Origin of the sequence: Aestuariirhabdus sp. LZHN29 (assembly GCF_049985285.1) — a bacterium.
In the GTDB taxonomy this organism is placed as follows: Bacteria; Pseudomonadota; Gammaproteobacteria; order Pseudomonadales; family Aestuariirhabdaceae; genus Aestuariirhabdus.
This window is the reverse complement of sequence record NZ_JBNIEU010000002.1, coordinates 1,139,554-1,160,303: the sequence shown is the minus strand read 5'-3', so window position 1 is coordinate 1,160,303 and position 20,750 is coordinate 1,139,554. Positions and strand designations below refer to the sequence as shown.

At 52.6% G+C, this 20,750-nt stretch carries 19 protein-coding genes; 6 read left to right on the top strand and 13 right to left on the bottom strand.

What is annotated here, in order from left to right:
* Positions 1-63: 63 nt before the first annotated feature.
* Genes queF through ACP3PW_RS12125 form a run of 3 tightly spaced genes read right to left on the bottom strand, consistent with a single transcriptional unit; the run spans position 64 to position 2,600 of the window.
* Complete coding sequence (gene queF / locus ACP3PW_RS12135) at positions 64-885, bottom strand: NADPH-dependent 7-cyano-7-deazaguanine reductase QueF (protein WP_426416961.1); 822 nt, start codon at positions 883-885, stop codon at positions 64-66.
* Positions 886-897: 12 nt separating this feature from the next.
* Positions 898-1,674, bottom strand: coding sequence for an ABC transporter permease (locus tag ACP3PW_RS12130; RefSeq protein WP_426416960.1), 777 nt, complete (start codon positions 1,672-1,674; stop codon positions 898-900).
* A complete protein-coding gene (locus ACP3PW_RS12125) occupies positions 1,671-2,600 on the bottom strand; it encodes an ABC transporter ATP-binding protein (RefSeq protein WP_426416959.1) in 930 nt (309 codons plus the stop codon). The genes ACP3PW_RS12130 and ACP3PW_RS12125 overlap by 4 nt, the downstream gene beginning before the upstream one ends.
* A gap of 199 nt (positions 2,601-2,799) precedes the next feature.
* Between ACP3PW_RS12125 and ACP3PW_RS12120 the strand changes: the two genes are divergently transcribed.
* Positions 2,800-3,210, top strand: a complete 411-nt coding sequence (locus ACP3PW_RS12120; protein ID WP_426416958.1) for a PA2817 family protein — start codon at positions 2,800-2,802, stop codon at positions 3,208-3,210.
* A gap of 262 nt (positions 3,211-3,472) precedes the next feature.
* Here the strand turns inward: ACP3PW_RS12120 and ACP3PW_RS12115 are convergent, their stop codons facing one another.
* Complete coding sequence (locus tag ACP3PW_RS12115) at positions 3,473-4,372, bottom strand: TIGR01777 family oxidoreductase (RefSeq protein ID WP_426416957.1); 900 nt, start codon at positions 4,370-4,372, stop codon at positions 3,473-3,475.
* A gap of 158 nt (positions 4,373-4,530) precedes the next feature.
* Here ACP3PW_RS12115 and ACP3PW_RS12110 point away from each other — a divergent pair, with 158 nt between their 5' ends.
* Entirely contained in the window at positions 4,531-7,434 is a 2,904-nt protein-coding gene (locus ACP3PW_RS12110; protein WP_426416956.1) for an HD domain-containing phosphohydrolase, read from the top strand.
* A 29-nt stretch (positions 7,435-7,463) separates the two neighbouring features.
* Here ACP3PW_RS12110 and ACP3PW_RS12105 read toward each other — a convergent pair whose 3' ends face one another.
* A complete protein-coding gene (locus ACP3PW_RS12105; RefSeq protein ID WP_426416955.1) occupies positions 7,464-8,642 on the bottom strand; it encodes a vWA domain-containing protein in 1,179 nt (392 codons plus the stop codon).
* A gap of 3 nt (positions 8,643-8,645) precedes the next feature.
* The gene (locus ACP3PW_RS12100; protein WP_426416954.1) at positions 8,646-9,497 is read right to left on the bottom strand and encodes an AAA family ATPase; all 852 of its coding nucleotides are present in this window, start codon (positions 9,495-9,497) and stop codon (positions 8,646-8,648) included.
* 225 nt (positions 9,498-9,722) lie between these two features.
* On the opposite strand from ACP3PW_RS12100, the gene cysK reads away from it, so the two are divergent.
* Complete coding sequence (gene cysK, locus ACP3PW_RS12095) at positions 9,723-10,694, top strand: cysteine synthase A (protein ID WP_426416953.1); 972 nt, start codon at positions 9,723-9,725, stop codon at positions 10,692-10,694.
* Positions 10,695-10,781: 87 nt separating this feature from the next.
* Here the strand turns inward: cysK and ACP3PW_RS12090 are convergent, their stop codons facing one another.
* The 4 genes from ACP3PW_RS12090 to ACP3PW_RS12075 all read right to left on the bottom strand — a co-directional run bounded on the left by ACP3PW_RS12090 (position 10,782) and on the right by ACP3PW_RS12075 (position 14,862).
* Complete coding sequence (locus ACP3PW_RS12090; protein WP_426416952.1) at positions 10,782-11,549, bottom strand: class II glutamine amidotransferase; 768 nt, start codon at positions 11,547-11,549, stop codon at positions 10,782-10,784.
* A 30-nt stretch (positions 11,550-11,579) separates the two neighbouring features.
* On the bottom strand, positions 11,580-13,520 hold the full coding sequence (locus ACP3PW_RS12085) for a VWA domain-containing protein (RefSeq protein ID WP_426416951.1): 1,941 nt from the start codon (positions 13,518-13,520) through the stop codon (positions 11,580-11,582).
* A 115-nt stretch (positions 13,521-13,635) separates the two neighbouring features.
* Positions 13,636-14,304, bottom strand: coding sequence for a YEATS-associated helix-containing protein (locus tag ACP3PW_RS12080; protein ID WP_426416950.1), 669 nt, complete (start codon positions 14,302-14,304; stop codon positions 13,636-13,638).
* A gap of 183 nt (positions 14,305-14,487) precedes the next feature.
* Positions 14,488-14,862 (bottom strand): hypothetical protein, encoded by a 375-nt coding sequence (locus tag ACP3PW_RS12075; protein WP_426416949.1) that lies wholly within the window; start codon positions 14,860-14,862, stop codon positions 14,488-14,490.
* A gap of 66 nt (positions 14,863-14,928) precedes the next feature.
* Between ACP3PW_RS12075 and ACP3PW_RS12070 the strand changes: the two genes are divergently transcribed.
* A complete protein-coding gene (locus ACP3PW_RS12070; RefSeq protein WP_426416948.1) occupies positions 14,929-16,980 on the top strand; it encodes a S9 family peptidase in 2,052 nt (683 codons plus the stop codon).
* A gap of 103 nt (positions 16,981-17,083) precedes the next feature.
* Complete coding sequence (locus tag ACP3PW_RS12065; protein ID WP_426416947.1) at positions 17,084-17,644, top strand: hypothetical protein; 561 nt, start codon at positions 17,084-17,086, stop codon at positions 17,642-17,644.
* Here the strand turns inward: ACP3PW_RS12065 and ACP3PW_RS12060 are convergent.
* Genes ACP3PW_RS12060 through rnd form a run of 3 tightly spaced genes read right to left on the bottom strand, consistent with a single transcriptional unit; the run spans position 17,636 to position 19,536 of the window.
* A complete protein-coding gene (locus ACP3PW_RS12060) occupies positions 17,636-18,085 on the bottom strand; it encodes a YcgN family cysteine cluster protein (RefSeq protein WP_426416946.1) in 450 nt (149 codons plus the stop codon). The genes ACP3PW_RS12065 and ACP3PW_RS12060 overlap by 9 nt on opposite strands.
* Before the next feature lie 10 nt (positions 18,086-18,095).
* Positions 18,096-18,389: a YcgL domain-containing protein gene (locus ACP3PW_RS12055; protein ID WP_426416945.1), complete on the bottom strand. Its 294-nt coding sequence runs from the start codon at positions 18,387-18,389 to the stop codon at positions 18,096-18,098.
* A 4-nt stretch (positions 18,390-18,393) separates the two neighbouring features.
* Complete coding sequence (gene rnd / locus ACP3PW_RS12050; RefSeq protein WP_426416944.1) at positions 18,394-19,536, bottom strand: ribonuclease D; 1,143 nt, start codon at positions 19,534-19,536, stop codon at positions 18,394-18,396.
* A 135-nt stretch (positions 19,537-19,671) separates the two neighbouring features.
* On the opposite strand from rnd, the gene ACP3PW_RS12045 reads away from it, so the two are divergent.
* Complete coding sequence (locus ACP3PW_RS12045) at positions 19,672-20,745, top strand: SMP-30/gluconolactonase/LRE family protein (RefSeq protein WP_426416943.1); 1,074 nt, start codon at positions 19,672-19,674, stop codon at positions 20,743-20,745.
* Positions 20,746-20,750 lie beyond the last annotated feature (5 nt).

Here is a 20,750-nt window from a genome sequence, read left to right as displayed (position 1 = left end):
GCATCCCTGTAACCGCTCGAATGCCTTACCTCTGACCGGAGTGGGCCAATTTAACAGGGGACCTTACTGGTTTGCCAGGCGAAGATTGTTAAATGCTGCGGGTGCAAGTGCCCGACAGGGGTTAATATCCAATCCGCCGCGCCGCACGTAACGAGCACTCACCTCCAGCACCCGTGCCTGAGTCACCGTTTTAATATCGAGGAAAACTCGTTCAACACAGTGCTCGTGGAAATCACTGTGTTGACGAAATGATACGATGTACTTAAGCAGCGACTCGTGACAAAGACGCTGACCCTGATACCTAATGACCAGTGTCCCCCAGTCTGGCTGACCCGTAACCGGACAATTGGATTTCAGCAGCCGGCTGTACAGCGTCTCATCTGCAACGCCCTCTACTACTTGCAACAGGCTCGCGTCGGTATCGTAATGGTCTATAGAGACATCAAGCTGATCGATACAAACCCCTGGGGGGAGGCTCAATCCAGCCTCGGTCACCTCATGGTGGCCCATGATAAGCGCCTCTACCGGCGCGCCCGCGGCCGCAGAAAGATCTCTTTCCAACAGGGCCTGAACACTGGCCCGGTCTCCTATACGGGTTTGATTAAAGGAGTTCAAATAAAGTTTAAAGGACTTCGACTCGATAATATTGGCCGAATCACAGGGGATACTGAATCGAGCTATGGCAACCTGGGGCTTTCCCTTTAGGTTCAGCCACGAGAGTTCATAGGCGTTCCAGATATCAACCCCGACAAACGGCAGCCCCCCTCCCAGGCCCAGGGTGGAGCGATTCCCCTCCCGTGGGATGGGGTGCAAAAGCTCAGGGCTATATTCACAGACATACTGGGAGATCTTCCCCAGAGGGGAACGGTGAAGGTCGTTGCTCATTCGGAGAGCCTCCTAGTGTCGTAAGCCGGTACCGCGACGCAACAAAAACAGCGTAAAACAAAACGCTATAACCGTCAGTAAACTGAGAAAGGATAGCGCTTCAAGCACAGGCACACCATCAGAGTAACCCAAAATACCGTAACGAAAAGTATTCACCATATAGAGTATCGGGTTCAGGTGAGAAAGCCCTGCCCAAAAATCGGGTAATACGTTAACCGAATAGAACACCCCGCCCAGATAGGTCAGGGGGGTAAGGACAAACGTCGGAATGATCGAGATATCGTCGAAGCTGTTGGCATAGAGCGCGTTGATAAACCCTCCCAGCGAAAACAGCACAGAGGTCAATATGACCGCAACCATGGTGATTCCAACACTGTGCATCGGCAGGCTGGTGAAGTTCAGGGACAGCAGGGTCACTATGGTCCCCACCAGCAACCCGCGAATGACACCTCCACTGACGAAGCCCGCCAACATCAGGTAATCGGGCACCGGGGAAACCAGGATCTCTTCCACACTGCGCTGGAACTTATTGCTGTAAAACGAGGATGCAACGTTGCCATAGGAGTTGGTAATAACCGACATCATAATCAGCCCCGGTACCACATACTCCATATAGCTAAAGCCGCCCATTTCACCAATACGAGAGCCGATCACGCTGCCAAAAATAACGAAATAAAGCACCATGGTGATGGCCGGTGGCAGTAGGGTCTGCGGCCAGATACGAAGAAAACGCCGTACCTCTTTGATGGCGATGGTGATAAAAGCGATCCAGGCGTCTGCAGGTTTCATAGCAACCCCTCCTGCTTTTCCACCAGGGATACAAATAGCTCCTCGAGGCGGTTGGAACGGTTGCGCATACTGGAAACCTCCACCCCTTGCGCCTGAAGAGCCGAAAACAGGTCGTTCATATTCTGACTCCTGTCCATTTCAACTTCCAGCGTGAACTCATCCAGAGTCCGGACGCCAAAGCCCTGTACAACCAGGGTTTCCGGTAAGGGGTTACGGCTATCGAGGATAAACGTCTCAACATTTAGCTTACCCAGCAGTTTCTTCATCGAGGTATTCTCTACCAGACACCCTTTGTCGATGATGGCGATATGGCGGCACAGCTGCTCGGCCTCTTCAAGGTAGTGGGTGGTGAGAATAATGGTTACCCCCTCAGAAGTATTAATATCTTTAAGAAATGCCCACATACTGCGTCTCAGCTCGATATCAACCCCAGCCGTGGGCTCATCGAGAATCAGGAGCTTGGGTTTGTGAATCAGCGCACGGGCGATCATCAAGCGCCGCTTCATACCCCCTGAAAGAAGCCGTGACTGGCTATCGCGCTTATCCCAAATCCCTAATTTTTTGAGATAGTATTCTGCTCGTTCACGTGCACGAGCCCGCGGGATCCCGTAATAACCGGCTTGGGTAATCAGGATATCCATCGGTTTTTCGAACTGGTTGAAATTAAACTCCTGGGGGACAACCCCAAGATATTGCTTCGCCAGGCTCAGGTTCTTGTCCAGATCCTGACCAAAGATAGTCACCTGACCTGCACTTTTCGTCACAAGAGAGGAAATGATGCCAATGGTTGTGGACTTACCGGCTCCATTGGGCCCTAGCAATGCAAAGAAGTCCCCCTCTTTGACTCGAAAATCGATCCCTTTCAGCGCTTCAAACCCATTCGCGTAGGTTTTTTCCAACCCCGTTATTACCAGTGCATCACTCATGCAAGTGTCATCTCTCCGCAAAAAACATCTGCCGGAGACTTCCGGCACTTACCTGCCCCATCAGCTTTTTCAAGATTAATAAAGAAACGACGAGGGCCGCAGATTATACCTAAAGAAGAATCATTGCGGCACCATCCCCCTGACATCATCTCCCCTGCGCTCTATAATGCCGCCACTAAAACTCAAGATCAGGCCCTACATGACCCTATTCACCCCCTCCAGTTACCGACTCCAACTGCTGCAGCAGCTCCACCGGCAGTTAACGCAACTGATAGAAAGCGACACGCTGCCAGAATTTCGAGAGAACCCCTTACTGGAAAAGCTTGAGCTTCTACTACCCGAACTGGAAAAGGGAGAGGAGAGCGCCCTCTTCAGCGCCCAGCAGCTGGTTAGTCACTTAATCGCCAACTTCCCCCAACTGACGCCGCTGGTGAGCCGGGACCTTTTATGGTTCCTCGGTGGGGACTGCCTGCACTGGATGCCGGATGAAGAGGTTGCGGTATACCAGCAACTTGAAGAGCTCTATCACCGCTCACTCGAATCGAACACGGCGTTCGACTGGGTAGCTACGCGCCAGCAATTGACCAGCCAACCCAACGGCCTCCATTAAGCGCTCGCTCGATTACCACAGACCGGGGCACTGAGCGACACCACAACCGCCCGGCTAGCCGGGCTGCATGGTTAGCTGAAATACACCATAGAGTAGCGCCCCTTCTAGCCCGCAGTCGGGTCACTCATCGTCGCCGACTAGCCGCTGGTTAACTGATATCTCTTCAGGGTCATGGGGCTACTCTTTGGAGGAGTGGCCAGCTCCAGGAATACGACCATATTCCTGAAACGACACCCGGCAAAGCTTAACGCTGCTCACAGCTTCACTCCCCTAACGAGTGCGCTATGGCGTCTGATATTTGAGGATAACGGAATTCAAATCCCAGCTGTAACAACCGCTTCGGGACGACGGACTGCCCCTTAACCAACAGATCCGCAGCGTCTCCCAGCAGCATTCGCATGGCGTAGCCCGGTACTGGCAACCAGCAGGGCCGCCCCAGGACTTTCGCAAGCGACTCGCTAAAACAACGATTCGTGACAGGGCTTGGAGCGGTTGCATTAAAGGCTCCAGTAAGCTCTTTGCTGTGGAGCAAAAAAAGAATAATCGCCACCAAATCCTCCCTTTGAATCCATGAAATCATCTGCTCACCGCTTGCGATGGGGCCACCCAGTCCCAATTTAAAAGGCACCAACATACGTGCCAGCGCCCCCCCGTTAGACGCTAATACCACGCCGGTACGCAACAGGCATACACGAACACCGAGGTCTGTGGCACGAGCGGCGGCGGCTTCCCAACGCTGGCATAGAGTCGATGCAAAGTCCTGCTGACCCGGTGCGCTCTCATCCAGCTCATCACTTGAATCCTGATACCCGTAATAGCCCACAGCCGAACCACTGATCAGTACTTCAGGCGTTTTTTCAAGACTGGCGATCCACTCAAGCAGATGCTCGGTAACGCCAATACGGCTGTCGAGCAAAGCCTGTTTACGCGACTCGCTCCAGCGCGCATCCACGATTCCCTCTCCGGCGAGATTGATAACGCCACCCACCTCCCCAACTTCGCTTAAATCATTCACGTAGTGAATTCTACCGCCCAAGGTGTTAAGGGCGTCCACTGGTCTGCGTGTTAGTACCCAAAGCTGATAACCGGCCTCGACAAGCGTAGGCAGCAACTGATAGCCAATACACCCGGTACCACCGGTAACCAATAACGATTTTTTCATGCTCTGCTCCGCAGTGTCGGTTTCAAAAATCACACTCTGATTATCCTCTGTTAGACTATAGCAAGGCATTGAGTAACTACCTGCTTGCCGCTATGGATAGGCGAAATCTTCGCCAGCATCATAAGGACGCGAGAAATGGAATATAAAGGGTTAAAGCTATGACACAGAAGCAACAGGTCATCCGCTTTCCCATTCAGGTGCAAATAGCAACGCTTATCGTCAGTCTTATTGCGGTTCTTGGCACCACACTGGCGTGGTACAACTACTCGCGTAGCAGTGACATTATCTATAACGCCTCCAGTCAGCTGTCGCGCCAGATCGCCGAACAGGTTATTCAAGAGATCAAGCTGACCTACAACCCCGTCGGCAACAGCCTATCCCTACTTCGTTTTAGTAATTTGGAGGCCGAGAACAGTCTTGAAGGCCGGCTAACCCATATCCCCGTACTCCACCAACCCCAGCTGGATCATCCCGCAATCTCAGGTTTGCAAATTGGGTATGATGATGGCGATTACTTCATATTACGGGGGGTCACGGAGTCTTTAAAAAAACGTTTCAACACGCCGATCAATGCGTTCCTAATGGTGGATCACATCGATTACGCCGGTAAAGACTCCGTTTTCACACGGATCTACTTTGACAAAGAGTACCAGCTGCTCAGCCAAACCATCGAGCCCTACAGCGGCTATGACCCACGCACACGAACATGGTACCAGGAAGCCATAAACCGCAAGGAAATGATACGAACGGAACCCTACCTGTTCTTTTTTATGCGCGAAGTGGGCATCAATATGGCTCTCTCCCTTCCGGGTAATACAGCAGTAATTGCTGCTGATGTGACCCTGAACCAACTGTCATCCACCCTGGCGGCTCAACAGTTCACCCCCACATCCGAGATCGCCGTTGTTAGCCGCTCAGGTACGGTGCTTGCCTATCGTGATTCACGGCAAATGGTTCAAAAGAGCAGCGACGACGCAGTTAGCATGTCAACCGTGACCCAACTGGGAAGCCCCGCCTTAGCATGGTTCGACACACCCGAAAAGCTTGCTCCGGGGCAGGTCGCATTTGAACGCAATGGAGTCGACTGGACGGGCAACGTACAGGTCCTTCCCAGCGTTAGCGGCCTCGATCTGAGAATGATCGTGATCGCCCCTAAGCATGAACTGTTCTCAGACGCCTATGCGATTCGCTGGGATACGTTGCGTATCACCGCGCTTTTGATTTTTTTGGCATTGCCCCTGGCCTGGCTACTTTCCAAACGCATATCCATCCCTCTCAACCGACTCGCAGAGCACGCCAAAGCGGTGAGCAATATGGATTTTGACCCAAGGGCTCGGGTGCAATCAATGATCAAAGAGGTGGACGATCTCTCCGAAGCGACTCACTTAATGAGCGACACCATCTCTCGATTCCTCGCACTAATCGACTCCCTGGCCAGGGAGAAAGACCTGGAAGCGCTGCAAGGCCGAATGCTAAAAGAAACCTGCGAAGTCGCCCATGCCCAGGGGGCATTGCTTTACTTGCTCGACGACGATGAGAAAGCGATGACTCCCTCTATCCTCTATAGCGAGGGTCGCTTCAACGATCACAGCCTGCCAGAAATAGCTCTGGAGAGTGAAGATAATCCCCTGGTTGCCGCCCTCAAACTCAGTCGCCCGAGCGACATAACCCTCAGCGCGGCAGATACTACCCTGCCCTCACTTCCTTCGCTGGTCGGAGCCGAGCAGATTAAAATGATCGCGTTACCGCTTCGCGACAGGCAGCAACAAAACTTTGGCCTGCTTTGTTTGCTATTTCCCATCGATGAGAGTGCACCGAGCGCCACCGATGCTCACCAGCTGGCATTTGTTGACGCCCTATCCGGATTTGCCGCCGTATCTCTGGAGAGCCGGCAACTCCAGCAGATGCAAAAACAGTTGCTTGACGCCTTTATCAAACTCATCGCGGGTGCCATCGACGCCAAATCTCCCTATACCGGCGGCCACTGCCAACGGGTGCCTGAATTGACTCGCATGATCTGCGAGGCCGCCCATGAGTCCAGTCAGGAGACCTTCAGCCACTATCAATTGAGCGACGATGAATGGGAAGCACTGGATATAGCCTCATGGCTACATGACTGTGGCAAGGTAACGACCCCTGAGTACGTGGTAGATAAAGCAACCAAACTCGAAACGCTATGCGATCGAATCCACGAAGTGCGTATGCGTTTTGAAGTACTTAAACGCGACGCACAGATAAACTATTGGGTTGGAGTTAACGAGGGGGGTGATCCGCGGCAACTGGGTCAGCAACGAGATGCCGAACTTGCCACGCTGGATGAAGAGTTCAGTTTTATTGCTGAGTGCAACCAAGGCGGTGAGTTCATGTCAGAAGAGCGCCAGTTGCGGTTACAAAAAATTGCCCAGCGCTCATGGCTGCGCACCCTGGACGATCGATTAGGTGTCTCCTGGGAGGAGCTGCAGCGCAAATCTGGCTCCGACGCGCAGCCATTGCCCGCTACAGAAAAGTTGCTTGATGATAAACCTGAGCACCTGATAACCCGTCGCATCGAAGACAGTATCTCACCCGACAACGCCTATGGATTCAAAATCGATACTCCAGAGCATAAATACAATCGGGGCGAACTCTATAACCTATCCGTCGCTAAAGGGACACTGAACGACGAAGAACGCTATATGATTAACGATCATATCGTGCAGACAATCGTCATGTTAGAGAAACTACCCTATCCGAAACATCTACGATCCGTGCCGTCGATCGCAGGAGGCCACCATGAAAAAATGGATGGTACTGGCTACCCGAAAAAGCTGATTAAAGAGCAACTCTCAATCAGCGCGCGCGCCATGGCCATAGCGGATATTTTTGAAGCATTGACCGCCTCGGACCGCCCCTATAAAACCCCGAAAACCCTCAGCGAAGCGATAAAAATTATGGGGTTCATGGCCAAAGACCAACATATAGATGCGGATCTATTCGACCTGTTTATACGCAGCGGTATCCCGTTACGCTATGCACAAAAGTTTTTAGAGCCGGAGCAGATCGATCAGGTAGATACCCACTGATGCCAGCATACTTAAGCTGGGAAAAGTCACTACTTGCTGAGGTAGCGCATACCCTCTTCAAGGCCTTTGACAGTTAGGGGGTACATCTTCTCTTCAACCAGCTGTTTGATCATCTGGGTTGAATGCGTATAGTCCCAACTGTCGGGGGTATGGGGGTTCAGCCAGATAACTTTACTGAATTTCTCCCTGAACCGCTGTAACCAGATAGCTCCGGGCTCCTCGTTCCAGTGCTCTACACTCCCCCCTACATGACTTACCTCATAGGGAGCCATTGAAGCATCACCTACGAAGATCACCTTATAGTCGCTGCCAAATGTGTGCAGAAGATCCCAGGTGGAGGTGCGCTCACTCATTCTCCGCAAATTATCGCGCCAAACACTTTCGTAAATACAGTTATGAAAATAGAAAAACTCGAGATGCTTAAACTCTGTTTTGCACGCCGAAAAAAGCTCTTCGCAGATACGCACATGGGAGTCCATGGTGCCACCGATATCAATAAACAGAAGCACTTTGACCGCATTGTGACGTTCAGGAACAAGCTTCAAATCCAGCCAACCACCATTGCGCGCGGTAGAGGCAACCGTATCGTCAATGTCCAGCTGATCGGCGGCACCGTCGCGGGCAAATTTACGCAAGCGGCGTAGCGCCATTTTGATGTTTCGGGTACCCAGCTCAACGTCTTCATCCAGATTACGAAAGCTGCGTTGATCCCATACCTTGGCTGCGCTCTGGTTACGTCCTCCTTCCTGGCCAATGCGCACCCCTTCCGGATTGTAGCCATAGGCACCAAAGGGCGAAGTTCCACCCGTCCCAATCCATCGATTCCCTCCCTGATGTCTTTCTTTCTGCTCTTCAAGGCGCTTCTTAAACTCCTCCAATAGCTTATCGAGGCCACCGAGAGATTCTATCTTCGCCTTCTCCTCTTCGGTAAGATATTTTTCGAACTCCTTCCGTAACCACTCCTCAGGGATCATCGATTTCAAAAGATCATCAATATTTTCCAAGCCATCAAAATAGGCGCTAAATGCACGATCAAACTTGTCAAAATGCTTTTCATCTTTTACCAGGCAGGTTCGAGCCAGAAAATAAAACTGGTCGACGTTTGCAAACACAACCCCCTGTTTCAGGGCTTCCATCAGGTCGAGCAGCTCCTTCAAGGTGGCGGGAACCCTGGCAGCACGAACTTCAGAAAAAAAATCGAGCAACATGGTCTAACCTTGGCGCCCCTGTCGGCGGGTCATAAAAGCGAGGCGTTCCAGTAACTGCACATCCTGCTCGTTCTTAACCAATGCACCGCACAGGGGGGGAATCGCTTTGGTTGGATCACGCTCCTGTAGCAGCCTTGCGCCCACATCATCAGCCATCAATAACTTGATCCAGTCGATCAGCTCCGATGTGGAGGGTTTTTTCTTCATACCCGGAACCTGACGCACATCAAAAAACACTTCCAGTGCCTCCTTGACGAGATTGTCGGCCAGACCCGGGTAGTGAACGTCGACGATCGAACTCATTGTTTCACGATCGGGAAATGAGATGTAATGGAAAAAACAGCGGCGTAAGAAGGCGTCAGGCAACTCCTTCTCGTTATTACTGGTAATAATTATGACCGGCCGTTTCACCGCCTTAACCATTTTTTGCAACTCGTAGACAAAAAACTCCATGCGATCGAGTTCCTGCAACAGGTCATTGGGAAACTCGATATCGGCCTTGTCAATTTCGTCAATCAACAATACCACCTGCTCATCGGCTTCAAACGCCTCCCAGAGCTTCCCCTTAACTATGTAGTTGCTGATATCGTGAACCCGGTCGTCCCCCAACTGGGAGTCCCGCAAGCGGGAGACCGCATCGTACTCGTACAAACCCTGTTGGGCTTTGGTGGTGGACTTGATATTCCACTGAATCAGGCGGTATCCCAAGGACTCAGCTACCTGCTCTGCAAGCATGGTCTTGCCGGTACCCGGCTCACCTTTAACCAAAAGGGGCCGCTGCAACGTGATCGCGGCGTTTACCGCCATTTTTAGATCATCGGTGGCCACATATTCCCGGGTACTATCAAATTTCATCTCTATTACCTCGTCCGGCGAGTCTGGTTGTGGTTCTCTGTTATCGTTGATGATAACTATTTCGATCGCGCCACTCTATCGAAGAGTAGTTGACACATCAACTAGGCCTCAAGCGTTATAACTAACGGTTATTTACAAACAAAATAATCAGATATGTAATTTTATGAACCTGAACTATAGTGATAATCCTCTAATCCTTTCCTACAAAAACTCAGGATCCTGCCGATGAGCACGCTATACGAGGACAACTCTCTCACCATTGGAAAAACCCCATTAGTCAGGCTCGCCCGGCTTGCCCCGAATGCCAGAATTTACGCAAAACTGGAAAGCCGAAACCCCGCAGGCAGCGTAAAATGCCGGATCGGCGCAAACATGATCTGGGAAGCGGAAAAATCTGGCGAGCTTAAACCCGGCATGGAAATTGTGGAACCCACAAGCGGCAACACCGGTATCGCGCTCTGTTTTGTCGCCGCATCCAGAGGCTACAAAATAACCCTCACAATGCCCTCATCCATGAGCATTGAACGCCGCAAGGTAATGAAAGCGCTGGGAGCCAACATTGTATTGACCGAACCTGCCAAGGGTATGAAAGGAGCGATAGCCAAAGCGGAAGAGCTCGTGGCGAGTCGGCCCGACCACTTCTTTATGCCCGGGCAGTTTACCAACCCGGCGAATCCCGCTATCCACGAAACGACCACAGGGCCCGAAATCTGGCAAGATAGCGACGGCGATATCGATATCCTGGTGGCAGGGGTTGGCACAGGAGGCACTCTAACGGGTATCTCTCGCTATATAAAAATCACTCAAGGAAAAGAGATCACCAGCATTGCGGTCGAACCCACCGATTCACCAGTAATTAGCCAAACCATCGCCAACGAAGAACTCACCCCCTCCCCCCATAAAATACAGGGAATCGGCGCAGGCTTTGTGCCAGCGAACCTGGATCTTGAGATGGTCGATGAGGTGGAACAGATTGACAACGACGAAGCGATCGCGACGGCTCGCCGCTTGATGAAAGAGGAGGGAATTTTAGCGGGTATCTCCTCGGGGGCCGCCGCAGCTGCCGCTATTAAAGCGGCTGAGCGAGAGGAAAACGCAGGCAAAACTATCGTCGTTATGTTGCCCGACTCAGGGGAGCGTTACCTGTCAACCGCGCTATTCGAGGGCATGTTCAGCGACAACGAGTCGGTACAGTGATGGCTTAAAAAAGCAAGGCTCCGTCGACGACAGAGCCTTGCTCCTCACATCCCGTAGAGGATCCACGTCCACCGAAAACAACAGGCGTTACTGCAGAAGAATCCCGTCCCTAAACACTCTGAACTCACCCTTATTCATCTGTTTCCACTGCTCGTTTTCTGTAAGCGGAGAGGTCGCGATCACCGTGACGATATCGTCCGGGGTCGTTTCATGACTGAAATCGACACTTAACTCCGCATCCCTGAGCACCGCCTCCGTAAAAGGCGCTTTGCGAGTTATCCAGCACAGCTTCGTACTACAGTAGCAATAAAGTTGCCGTGCATCGCTAAACAGCATATTAAAGACGCCCATCGCACCCAACTGATCACAGAGACGCTTAATCTCTCGCCATAGGGTCTGCTGTCTTTTTGGGGGCTTTGGAAAACGTGACCTGATCTCCCCCAACAACCAACAAAATGCGTGTTCACTGTCGGTAGTGCCCACGGGTTGATAACACCCCAGGGGCAGTTTCTTCACACCCTTGAGTTGACCGTTGTGGGCAAATGTCCACTGGCGCCCCCAAAGCTCCCGTACAAAGGGATGCGTATTTTCGAGGCAGATCCGCCCGGAGTTCGCTTGCCGAATGTGACTAATAACATTACAGCTCTTGATGGGATACTGACTCACAAGCTGGGCAATTTCAGAGTGACAGCTCGGTGTGGGATCACGAAATTCACGCACAGCAGCACCCTCGTAAAAGACAATCCCCCACCCATCGGCATGGGGTCCGGTCTTTCCGCCACGCTCCATCAACCCTGTAAAACTAAAACAGATATCGGTTGGCACATTGGCACTCATGCCCAGCAATTCACACATTCGCTAACCCAAATTTGCAACGGCTATTTATCACCGTTCGTCATCATCTTCATCATCATCCGCCTCAGGCTCAGGAGCGGGCTTGGGGTCCCGGATAAATTTGAGATACACGAAAACCAGTCCGGCTATTACCAACAGATTACCCAAACCCAAAGCGATATAAAGCCAAAGCCTCGACTCCTCTTCAGGCACCTCCTCTTCGACCTCTTTTTGATCCTCCTCCTTCGCTTCTTCTTGCGCTTCCTGCTTCGGAGTCTCAGGAGCGACCGGAGCCTCCTCGAGCTTGCTCTGGGGCTCAACGGGAGGAGGTAGTGGCTGCTCTGCTTCCGGGGACGCAGGTTCATTGGCCACTGGAGGCTCCGTCACGATTGGTGCGGGAACATCTTCAGACTCTAAATCAGCCACCCCATCGGTTTTAACCGAGCCCCCCTCTGGGTACCGCAATACCAAAGGATCAGCTTTTACATCAAACTGTTTGCCCCCACTGGTGACTGCGGAAACCTTGAGAGAAACCTGGTACTCGCCCCGGGTCAGGGCTTCGATAGGGAAGCTCCACTTACGCCCATCAGCATCCAACTCAACGCCCCGCAACTGCTTGGTACCGTCAGGCTTTCGGATTCGGGCAAACACCTCGGAGGCGGCCCGATCGATAGATTGTGTGCGAGGTATCACCCGCACGTCGAAACGGTCCGGCCCTTGCCCGCTAATCAGGTCAGCGCTGAACTGAAAAGGCTCGCGAACCGAGACCTGTTGCCGCATCTCTCGTTTAAAGGTCTCGCCATCGGCCTGAACACTAATTTCATAGCTACCAGCCTCTGGAAACGAGGGCAAGGTAAATCCAAATCCACCCTGGGCAGCATCCATCCTGGGAGCATCCAGACGCGACACCAGTTCGTTTTCCCCATCCCTGATCTCGACAGTCGTTTTGATCAGAGCCAGAAACCCCGCATCGGTCATGGGGCTCCCTGCTTCCAAAAAGCTTGCCTGCAGGTCGAGCCGTTCCCCCAGATACGCGTTTGATGCCAGGCGAGAGACCTCCATTTTCAGGTCGCTAACCACGCTGACCCGATTCTCCGGTGCCTCTTCCGATAACAGGCGCCATTCCCCCTCATAAGGCTGGGGGATGGTTATCAGTTCGTAACTCGCAGCCGCATGCCAGCGCACCCCCTCACCAGGGTTATTACGATCAATAATCGCCTCCGAGGGTGACTGCAGTTGAACCTTATCGTCGGGGTGACTTTTAAATGCCAACAGGGTGAATTCATCGACGGAGGAATCAATCAGGAACCGGTTGTCCTTTAGCGGCACTTCATCGGCGGGTGCCGACTGTTCCAGTGCTTTCAAAAACAGCTTTGTCAGTTCGTCAGCCGTTCCCGCTTGTGATGAAAGCCCCCCACTTTCTATCGCCAGGGTTTCCAGCAACTCGCGATCGGACTTTTCGGACAACGCAATGGTGTGCAACTGATAACCGCTTTGGGCCAGCTGCGGTAACTGTTGATTTAAAATACGTTGCTTCTCCGCCTCATCCTCAGCTCGGTCCTTGGAAATATCGACCATGCCATCGGTCAGCATGATCAGGTTTCGAGGGCTATCGCTCGCGGCATCATTGCGATCGAAGCTGGCTTTGTCCAGTACCGCACCAATATTGGTGTAGAGACCTACGGAGTTGATCTTCTTTATCTCGTCTCGCGCCCGCTGTCGCCATTGCGGGTTAACCGGGCCATAGGGAACCAACATATTGACCTCCTGGCCGAAGGTCCAGACACCCGCTTTTGCTCCGTCAGGCAGTAGATCGGTCATCAATTCGACCGCAGGAACCCGCAGATTATTGGGGTCATTAGCCTTCATGCTGCCGGAGATATCGATCAACATGCGAACATCGTTAGCCGGCGCGGCCCAGGAGATCCCGGCCCATACCAACAGCATCAGCGACGCCACCCACTTGACCCTATTGGATACTGATGCAATCACCTGGCACTCTCCCTTTAGCCATTACGAACCAATAATACTACCTGCCTGTTAACGAGTAACAAGCTTGCAAAGGCGGTCTACCCCGCCCCTGCCCAGGGTTTTCAGGCACCCCGGTTTACTGGATTTCCAAAACTCGGCGGCCGCGCTCGGTCACATACCACCGCTCGCCTTTGGGACCTCGGCTACGACCGGCCAACCCTTTTACTATCAATACCGATAAGGTCTGGCGCAGCGTTGTTTCATCGGCACTGCTATCGGTGCAGAGTCCCGAGATAGAGCGAAAAATAAAGCGGCCGCTAGCAAGGGTTTTCAACACCTTACTACTGGTTACATCGAGTTCTGCCGAGTTAACCTCTTCGGCAACAGCACCCGCTCCAACTCCTTCGGTTTCTGTTTCAGTTTCGATCAGTGGGGCGATCTCATCTTGCAAATTACGCAACTCAACCAGAAGCTCATCGACTCGCATTGACGCACGTTTAGCCTCCTCTGCCACCTTATCGCCCAGCGAGCCCACCAGATAACGTGACGATATCGCTGCGATCAGGCAAATACTGGTAAAAATTAACAGCTTTGATGGGTCCCCTGCACTTTCAATAACAAGCTTGATCGACAGCACATCCAGCACGACGGGCACCAGAAAAGAGGCACCGATACCCAGCACAACCGGACGAATCCAGCTGTTACCTTTCTCCTCCTGACGCCCACTCAGGTAATAGTTTACAGTGCCGCCAAACGCGCCTGCGACCAGCATTACTGCCGCCAGAACAAAGAAATGATTATCCATTGCAACCTCACTACGCTCAGGCTTGTGGTAGCAGACACTCCCGACGCCACCAGAAGCCAAGTTTATCGATCCAAAGCCCTCACCTATGTATAGCAGTGAGCGCTAGTTTTTCCATTCAAACAATGAGTTATAACATGAATCTCGAGCAAACACTCAATAAAGCCACCGAGGCTACAACGTGGTTCAGGTGCTTGTAGTTCCTTCCGCCGAACCACCGCTCGGGAGGCGTTGTGATTTGGCGTTATAGAAGAACCCGTCAACCAGAAGCAATACCACCAACAGGGCCCCCAAACCTATCAACACCGGCGCGGTTCTTAGCATCGACTCCGGCCCATAAGAAAGCCCATCGAATAGCATGGTGAAGAATGCAGGAGAGAGGGTTTGGCCAGCATCACTTTGGGGCCACGGAGTGCAAAGCACTATCCAGGCTGAGGCCCTGAAAAAAATTTTAATCATCCGCGAACCAATAGGCCGGGTGATTCGATACCATACGAGCAGACAGCCCGATGCTGCCAGCCAGTAGACACTCCATGCCCATAGGTAATACTGTTGATCCATTGCGCCCGCTCTCAATTGCTCTGTTTGCGGCCGTATAGTATTGAAATTATCGGAACAAGTCATCAAATGACCGCATCACCTACCCCTCCCCTGACACGACGGCACCCACATCGGCGCCAGCACCCCCACGGAGCACCTGTCGACCATTATCAATGGCTGGAAGATCGAGATAGTGCCGAGGTTATTGCCCACCTTGAGGCCGAAAATCGCTATACCCAGACACAGATGAGCGATACCGAAGCGATGCAGCAGCAGCTCTATGAAGAGCTGTTGTCGCGAATCCAGGAGAGCGACCTAACCGTGCCATGGGCGTGGCAGGATTATGAATACTTCAGCCGCACGACCGAGGGGGAAGAGTACGCCCAGCATTGGAGGAGACACCTCAAGAGCGGCGAGGAACAACTACTTCTGGATGAAAACATCCTCGCCAGCGAGCATGAATTCTTCGAACTTGTGGACTTCGAAGTAAGCCCCGATCAACGCCTGCTTGCCTATGCCATAGACACACAGGGGGATGAATCCTACGACATTCGTGTGGCTGAGATAGACAGTGGAAAGACCCTGGAACAACACCTGGGCCAGGCAAGCGGCAACCTAGTCTGGAGCATGGACAGCAAAGGATTCTACTACACCCGACTGGATGAGAGGCAGCGCCCCTGGCAACTCCTCAGTCACCTTTTAGGGCAACCCCAGAGCAGCGATAGGCTGGTTTATACCGAGCAGGACGAGCGCTTTTTTCTCCACGCATACCGGACTAAGTCGGATCGTTACCTGATTATCGAGAGCTGTAGCAAAACCACAAGCGAGGTCTGGTATGGCGCTATTAGCAGCACGGACCCAGGACCCATTCAGTGCTTCTCCCCTCGCCGCCCAGATCACGAATACAGCGTCGATCATCACCGCAATCACTTTCTCATCAAGAGCAATCGTGAGGGGGTTAACTTCTCCCTCTATGAAGCGATCGAGGATGACTTCGATGAAAGCGCCTGGGTGGCCCTGCTGCAACATGATCCAGACATCACAATTGAGGGTATTGAGCCGCTTGCGGACTACCTTGTTGTTAGCGAACGCTTTCAGGGCCAGCCTCGACTGCGGGTTTTACATCGCCAAAGCAAAGCCACGCAATGGCTCGGCTTTGCCGATGAATGCCGCTCCCTGGATTGTATCGACAATATCGACGCCGAATCCTCGTGTTTGAGGGTTCGCTACGAGTCCCTCACTCGCCCTGCAAGTCTGTGGGATATCGATTTGGTCAGTGGCCAGAGAACCCTTTTGAAAGAAACCCCTGTGCTAGGCAGCTATGACCCCGATGACTACCTGAGCCAACGGATCATCTGTACAACCCGGGATGGCACTCAGGTTCCCATCAGTGTGGTTGGCAGAAAAAACAGTTTTCTAAAACCCGCTCCGCTGCTGCTTTACGCCTACGGGGCCTATGGAGATCCCCTTGACCCCTGGTTTTCACACGCTCGCCTCAACCTTCTCGACAGGGGGTTTCTGTTCGCCATTGCCCACGTACGGGGCGGCGGCTGCCTGGGTGAGGGCTGGTATCACCAGGGGCGCAGGCTAGCTAAAAAACGCAGTTTCGAAGACTTTATCGATTGCGCCCAGCACCTCATCAAGCAAGGCATTACCACCAACGGACAGCTGGCTATCAGCGGCGGCAGCGCAGGGGGACTGCTGATCGGGGCGGTTTTGAATATGGCACCCGGACTCTGTCAGGCGGCAGTGGTTGACGTTCCCTTTGTCGACATCCTCGCCACCATGTGTGATCCAAACCTGCCCCTGACCCAAACGGAATACGACGAATGGGGAGATCCAAACAATCAGAACGCTTACGCCTATATCGCCAGCTACGATCCAATCACCCAGGTCTGCCACCAACCATACCCCAACCTGTTGGTGACCACTTCGCTAGAGGACACACGCGTCCCTTATTGGGAGGCTGCCAAGTGGGTTGCCACACTGCGTCACAACGCCCATAGCCCCAATCAAATTCTGCTGAAAACCAACATGAACGCAGGCCACGGTGGCGTGTCGGGCCGCTATCAAGCTTATCGCGAAATAGTCTTTGAACAGGCTTACCTGATAAAAAAATTAGTATTATCAAACATTTAGATGAAAGTCCTATAAAACAAGCGCTGGACACCCCCCTTAACAGCTGCTTACCTTAGGGTAGGAACACTCAGTTAGTTAACGTCCCTATTTCGGAGGGGTAGCTATGGGAGTAGCCTTCAAGCTCTGTACTATCACCGGCATTGACCGAGCCATTACGGTCGTTACTCGGACAGTGTTCATCGCCCTACTGTTCCCCGCCTTGCAGGCAACCGCGCAGGAGTTTGATTTTTCCCTGCCTCCTCAACCCAGAACCTATCCCGGCGAAGATTACAGTGCCGGCCAGCATCCATACTCAAGAGAGAACCTTTTCTCCTTAGCGTCCAGCCCGGATTTTAAATTTCGCGACGAGCAGGATGCCAACGCGATGTTCAACAGCGTCGGAAAAAGTCTTTACGAGGTCGCTGACAACCCTGATAAAGCACTGCGCAAGGCAACCTTCGGGGCAGTTTCTGCAGGCCTGGATGCCATTGGCATGTTTGACGCGGTTGAGGATTCGATCAAATTTCTCAAGAGTGCCACTCGCTACCGCTTCGGAGATTGCTCCCGTGCCACCTTGCGCCAGAAGTTCCAACTGGAAAGCTGCCTGGACAACGATTCCTCCATAAGCATTCGCTCTGACTACCAAATGGATAGTCTGGAGGTCGGCTTCAAATGGTCATTCTGAGCACCAGTTGATGATCTGCTCCTCCCACTGCTCCTCAGGCAGATCCCCGTCGGATACTGTTTTGCCCCGTACCGAAATACCGGCGCTATGTACTGTTTCGGGATCACCGGATACCAGCGGGTGCCACCAGTCGAGCGCCTTACCTTCGGAGATCAACCGGTAAGCGCAAGTATTAGGCAGCCAAAAGAAATTCTCTACATCCTCGGGCTTAAGCCAGACACAGGTAGGAACTTTCTCGTTACGCGTCTCATAGACGCTGCAACGGCAATTCTCGGTCATATAACGGCATACAACCCGCGTGTAGTAGACCTGATCGTCCTCTTCATCCTGCAATTTCTGCAAGCAGCAGCGCCCACAGCCATCGCATAGCGACTCCCACTCCTCACGGGACATATCACCGAGAGATTTCCGTTGCCAGAAGGGCTGGACCTTTTGTGCCATAGTTATCGGCCTACAGGGGATCGTTCATGGTCAACAGCTCATCGGGCAGCTCAATCAGGTACTCATCTTTCTGGGGAGGCATTTGCAGATGAAACCCTTTACTCTGTACCTCTTCCATCACCCGCTTGACATCCGCTCTTGCCAAGGGTCGCTCCTCACGCAGCAACATATCCATCACATGTACCGGAGTCCCGAACAACTCCAGTAGTTTTTCGGGTACCGCCGTCAAACCCTTTGCTTTCTCCACGTAGAGATACATCTCATCTTTCTTCGTGCTTTTATAGATTGAAGTAATCAGTTTCATTGGCTTAGCTCTTGAATTCCTTATTTAGGGTATCGACCATCGCGCTGGCGTAGGCTTCAGCCCGCCAGCCCTCCAAAGAGGGAGGTAGTTCAAATTTCTGCTCCGGCTTGAGGGCCCCCTGCAAAAGCGCATCGATCTGTTTTTTCTTGATCAACAATTCCGGCTCAATGCTCAAGTTCCTGGCTTCTTGTTGCGCTATTTCCCGTATGCGCTTGACGACCGGCTTGCTGGCCGGGGGCAACGGGAAGGGCAATCTCGCGGGAAAAGCCTCCTTGTCATCCAAGGCACCTTTGATCAAACCCAATAGAAACTCCCCTTCACGCTGGGCCAGGGATGGGGGGAACTCAGGAATTCGTTTTAGCTGGCTAATCGTAGTAGGAAGGTACTTCGCTATATCCCACAACACCGAATCACGTACCACTCGCCCCCGAGGTAAATTCCTCTCCCGTGCGCGCCCTTCTCTCCAGGTACAGAGTGACCTCAAAACCGCTAATTGATCGGGAAATAGCTTCCAGGCCACCTTCACCTGCCGAAAGTACTCTTCAATAACAACCGGTTTTTCGGCACCACTGGCCAGAGAATCACCCTCCTCCAGAACCCAGTCCAATTTTGCTGAGCCCTCCAGGCGATCAACCAGCACCCGATAGACTTGCATCAAGTAATACACATCCAGCGCAGCATAATGCAGCTGGGAGGGGGTTAACGGACGATGACACCAATTAGAGCGGGTTTCATCTTTAGGCAGGTCAAGCCCCAGTAACTCTGCTACCAGTCGCTGATAACCCATAGAGAATCCCAAACCGACAAATGCCGCACCCAGTTGGCTATCAAATAGGGGGCGAGGAGCAACACCAACGAGTCGCATAAGCAACTCAAGATCCTCACTACAGGAGTGAAATACCTTAACCACGCTGCGATCAGTAAAGAGACGCGCCAAGGGTGCGAAATCAGCAATCGCGATGGGATCTACGAGCCAGACCTGCTCCCCATCACTGACCTGTATCAGCCCTGGGTCCGCATAGAAAGTTTGGGTGCGTACAAATTCAGTATCTACCGCTATCGCATCAGATCTCATCCAGCCTTCGGCAGCCTCGGCGAGGTGTAGATCGGTGTTGATCCACATAGGATCGGGCATCGTTGCGGTCATAATAGAGTCAGTTCAGAAATGAGCGGGCTATTATACGCATTTGGCTGTGGATATTTAGTCATATTAGGCATAATCAAACCTGCATTGCCCTATAACAATAACAACGAAGCCCACCACTGCGGCTACGGGATCCCCATGAAAAAGCACCTAATCCTCCTGATACTGCTATTTTGCCTGCCAGCAGCTCTTCTAATTATTTCTCCATCCCCAATAGACGCACTGCCCTACAAGCCCCAACAGGCCCCGGAAGCCGTTGGCGTACTGACTCCTAACCTGCACCTTAAAGAGGCTGAGTTGCTGGCGCGGGGGGAGATGATTGGAGCAGAAGATGTTGCCGTCGATCATCTGGGAAGGATCTACGGCGGCACTATGGATGGAAAAATTCTGCGCATAGCAGACGGTAAAACGGAACTGTTCGTTGACCTGACCCTGAACGGCAAACCTGCTCGCCCCCTGGGGCTTCACTTCGACAAACAGGGAAACCTTGTTGTGTGCGATGCATGGCAGGGCCTACTAAGCATCAGCCCATCAGGGACTGTAAGCGTGCTCACGACCGAAGCGGAGGGAACGCCTTTCGCCTTCACCGACGATCTCGATATCGCCAGCGATGGCACCATCTATTTCAGCGACGCCAGTAGTCGTTTTAACCAGCCCGATTACGCACTGGATTTACTGGAAGCGAGACCCTGGGGACGTTTATTAGCGTACGACCCCAACACCCAAAAGACCCGGGTATTGATGGAAAGCCTCTATTTCGCCAACGGTGTGGCGCTCTCCAGCTCCGAAGATTTCGTTCTGGTTAACGAAACCTATCGTTACCGCATTCAGCGGTACTGGCTGCGCGGCCCCAAAGCGGGCACACAGGAGCTCTTTATCGACAACCTGCCAGGCCTTCCCGACGGGGTATCGGGTAACCGTAAAGGAACCTTCTGGGTAGCGCTGGCGACGCCCAGAAAAACCAGTGTGGATCGCATGCACGAGCACCCCTGGATTAAAAACCTGATCGCGAAGCTGCCCCCATTCCTGTGGCCAAAGCCCGAGACCTATGGCTACGTCCTCGCCCTGAACGAACAGGGTAAGATTGTGCGCAGCCTCCATGACCCCAGCGGCGAACACCTGCAGATGATCACTTCAGCCGAGGAGCACAACGGAAGCCTCTATTTGGGCAGTCTCCACAACGACCGAATTGGGCGCTTAAAATTGGAGTAAAAAGC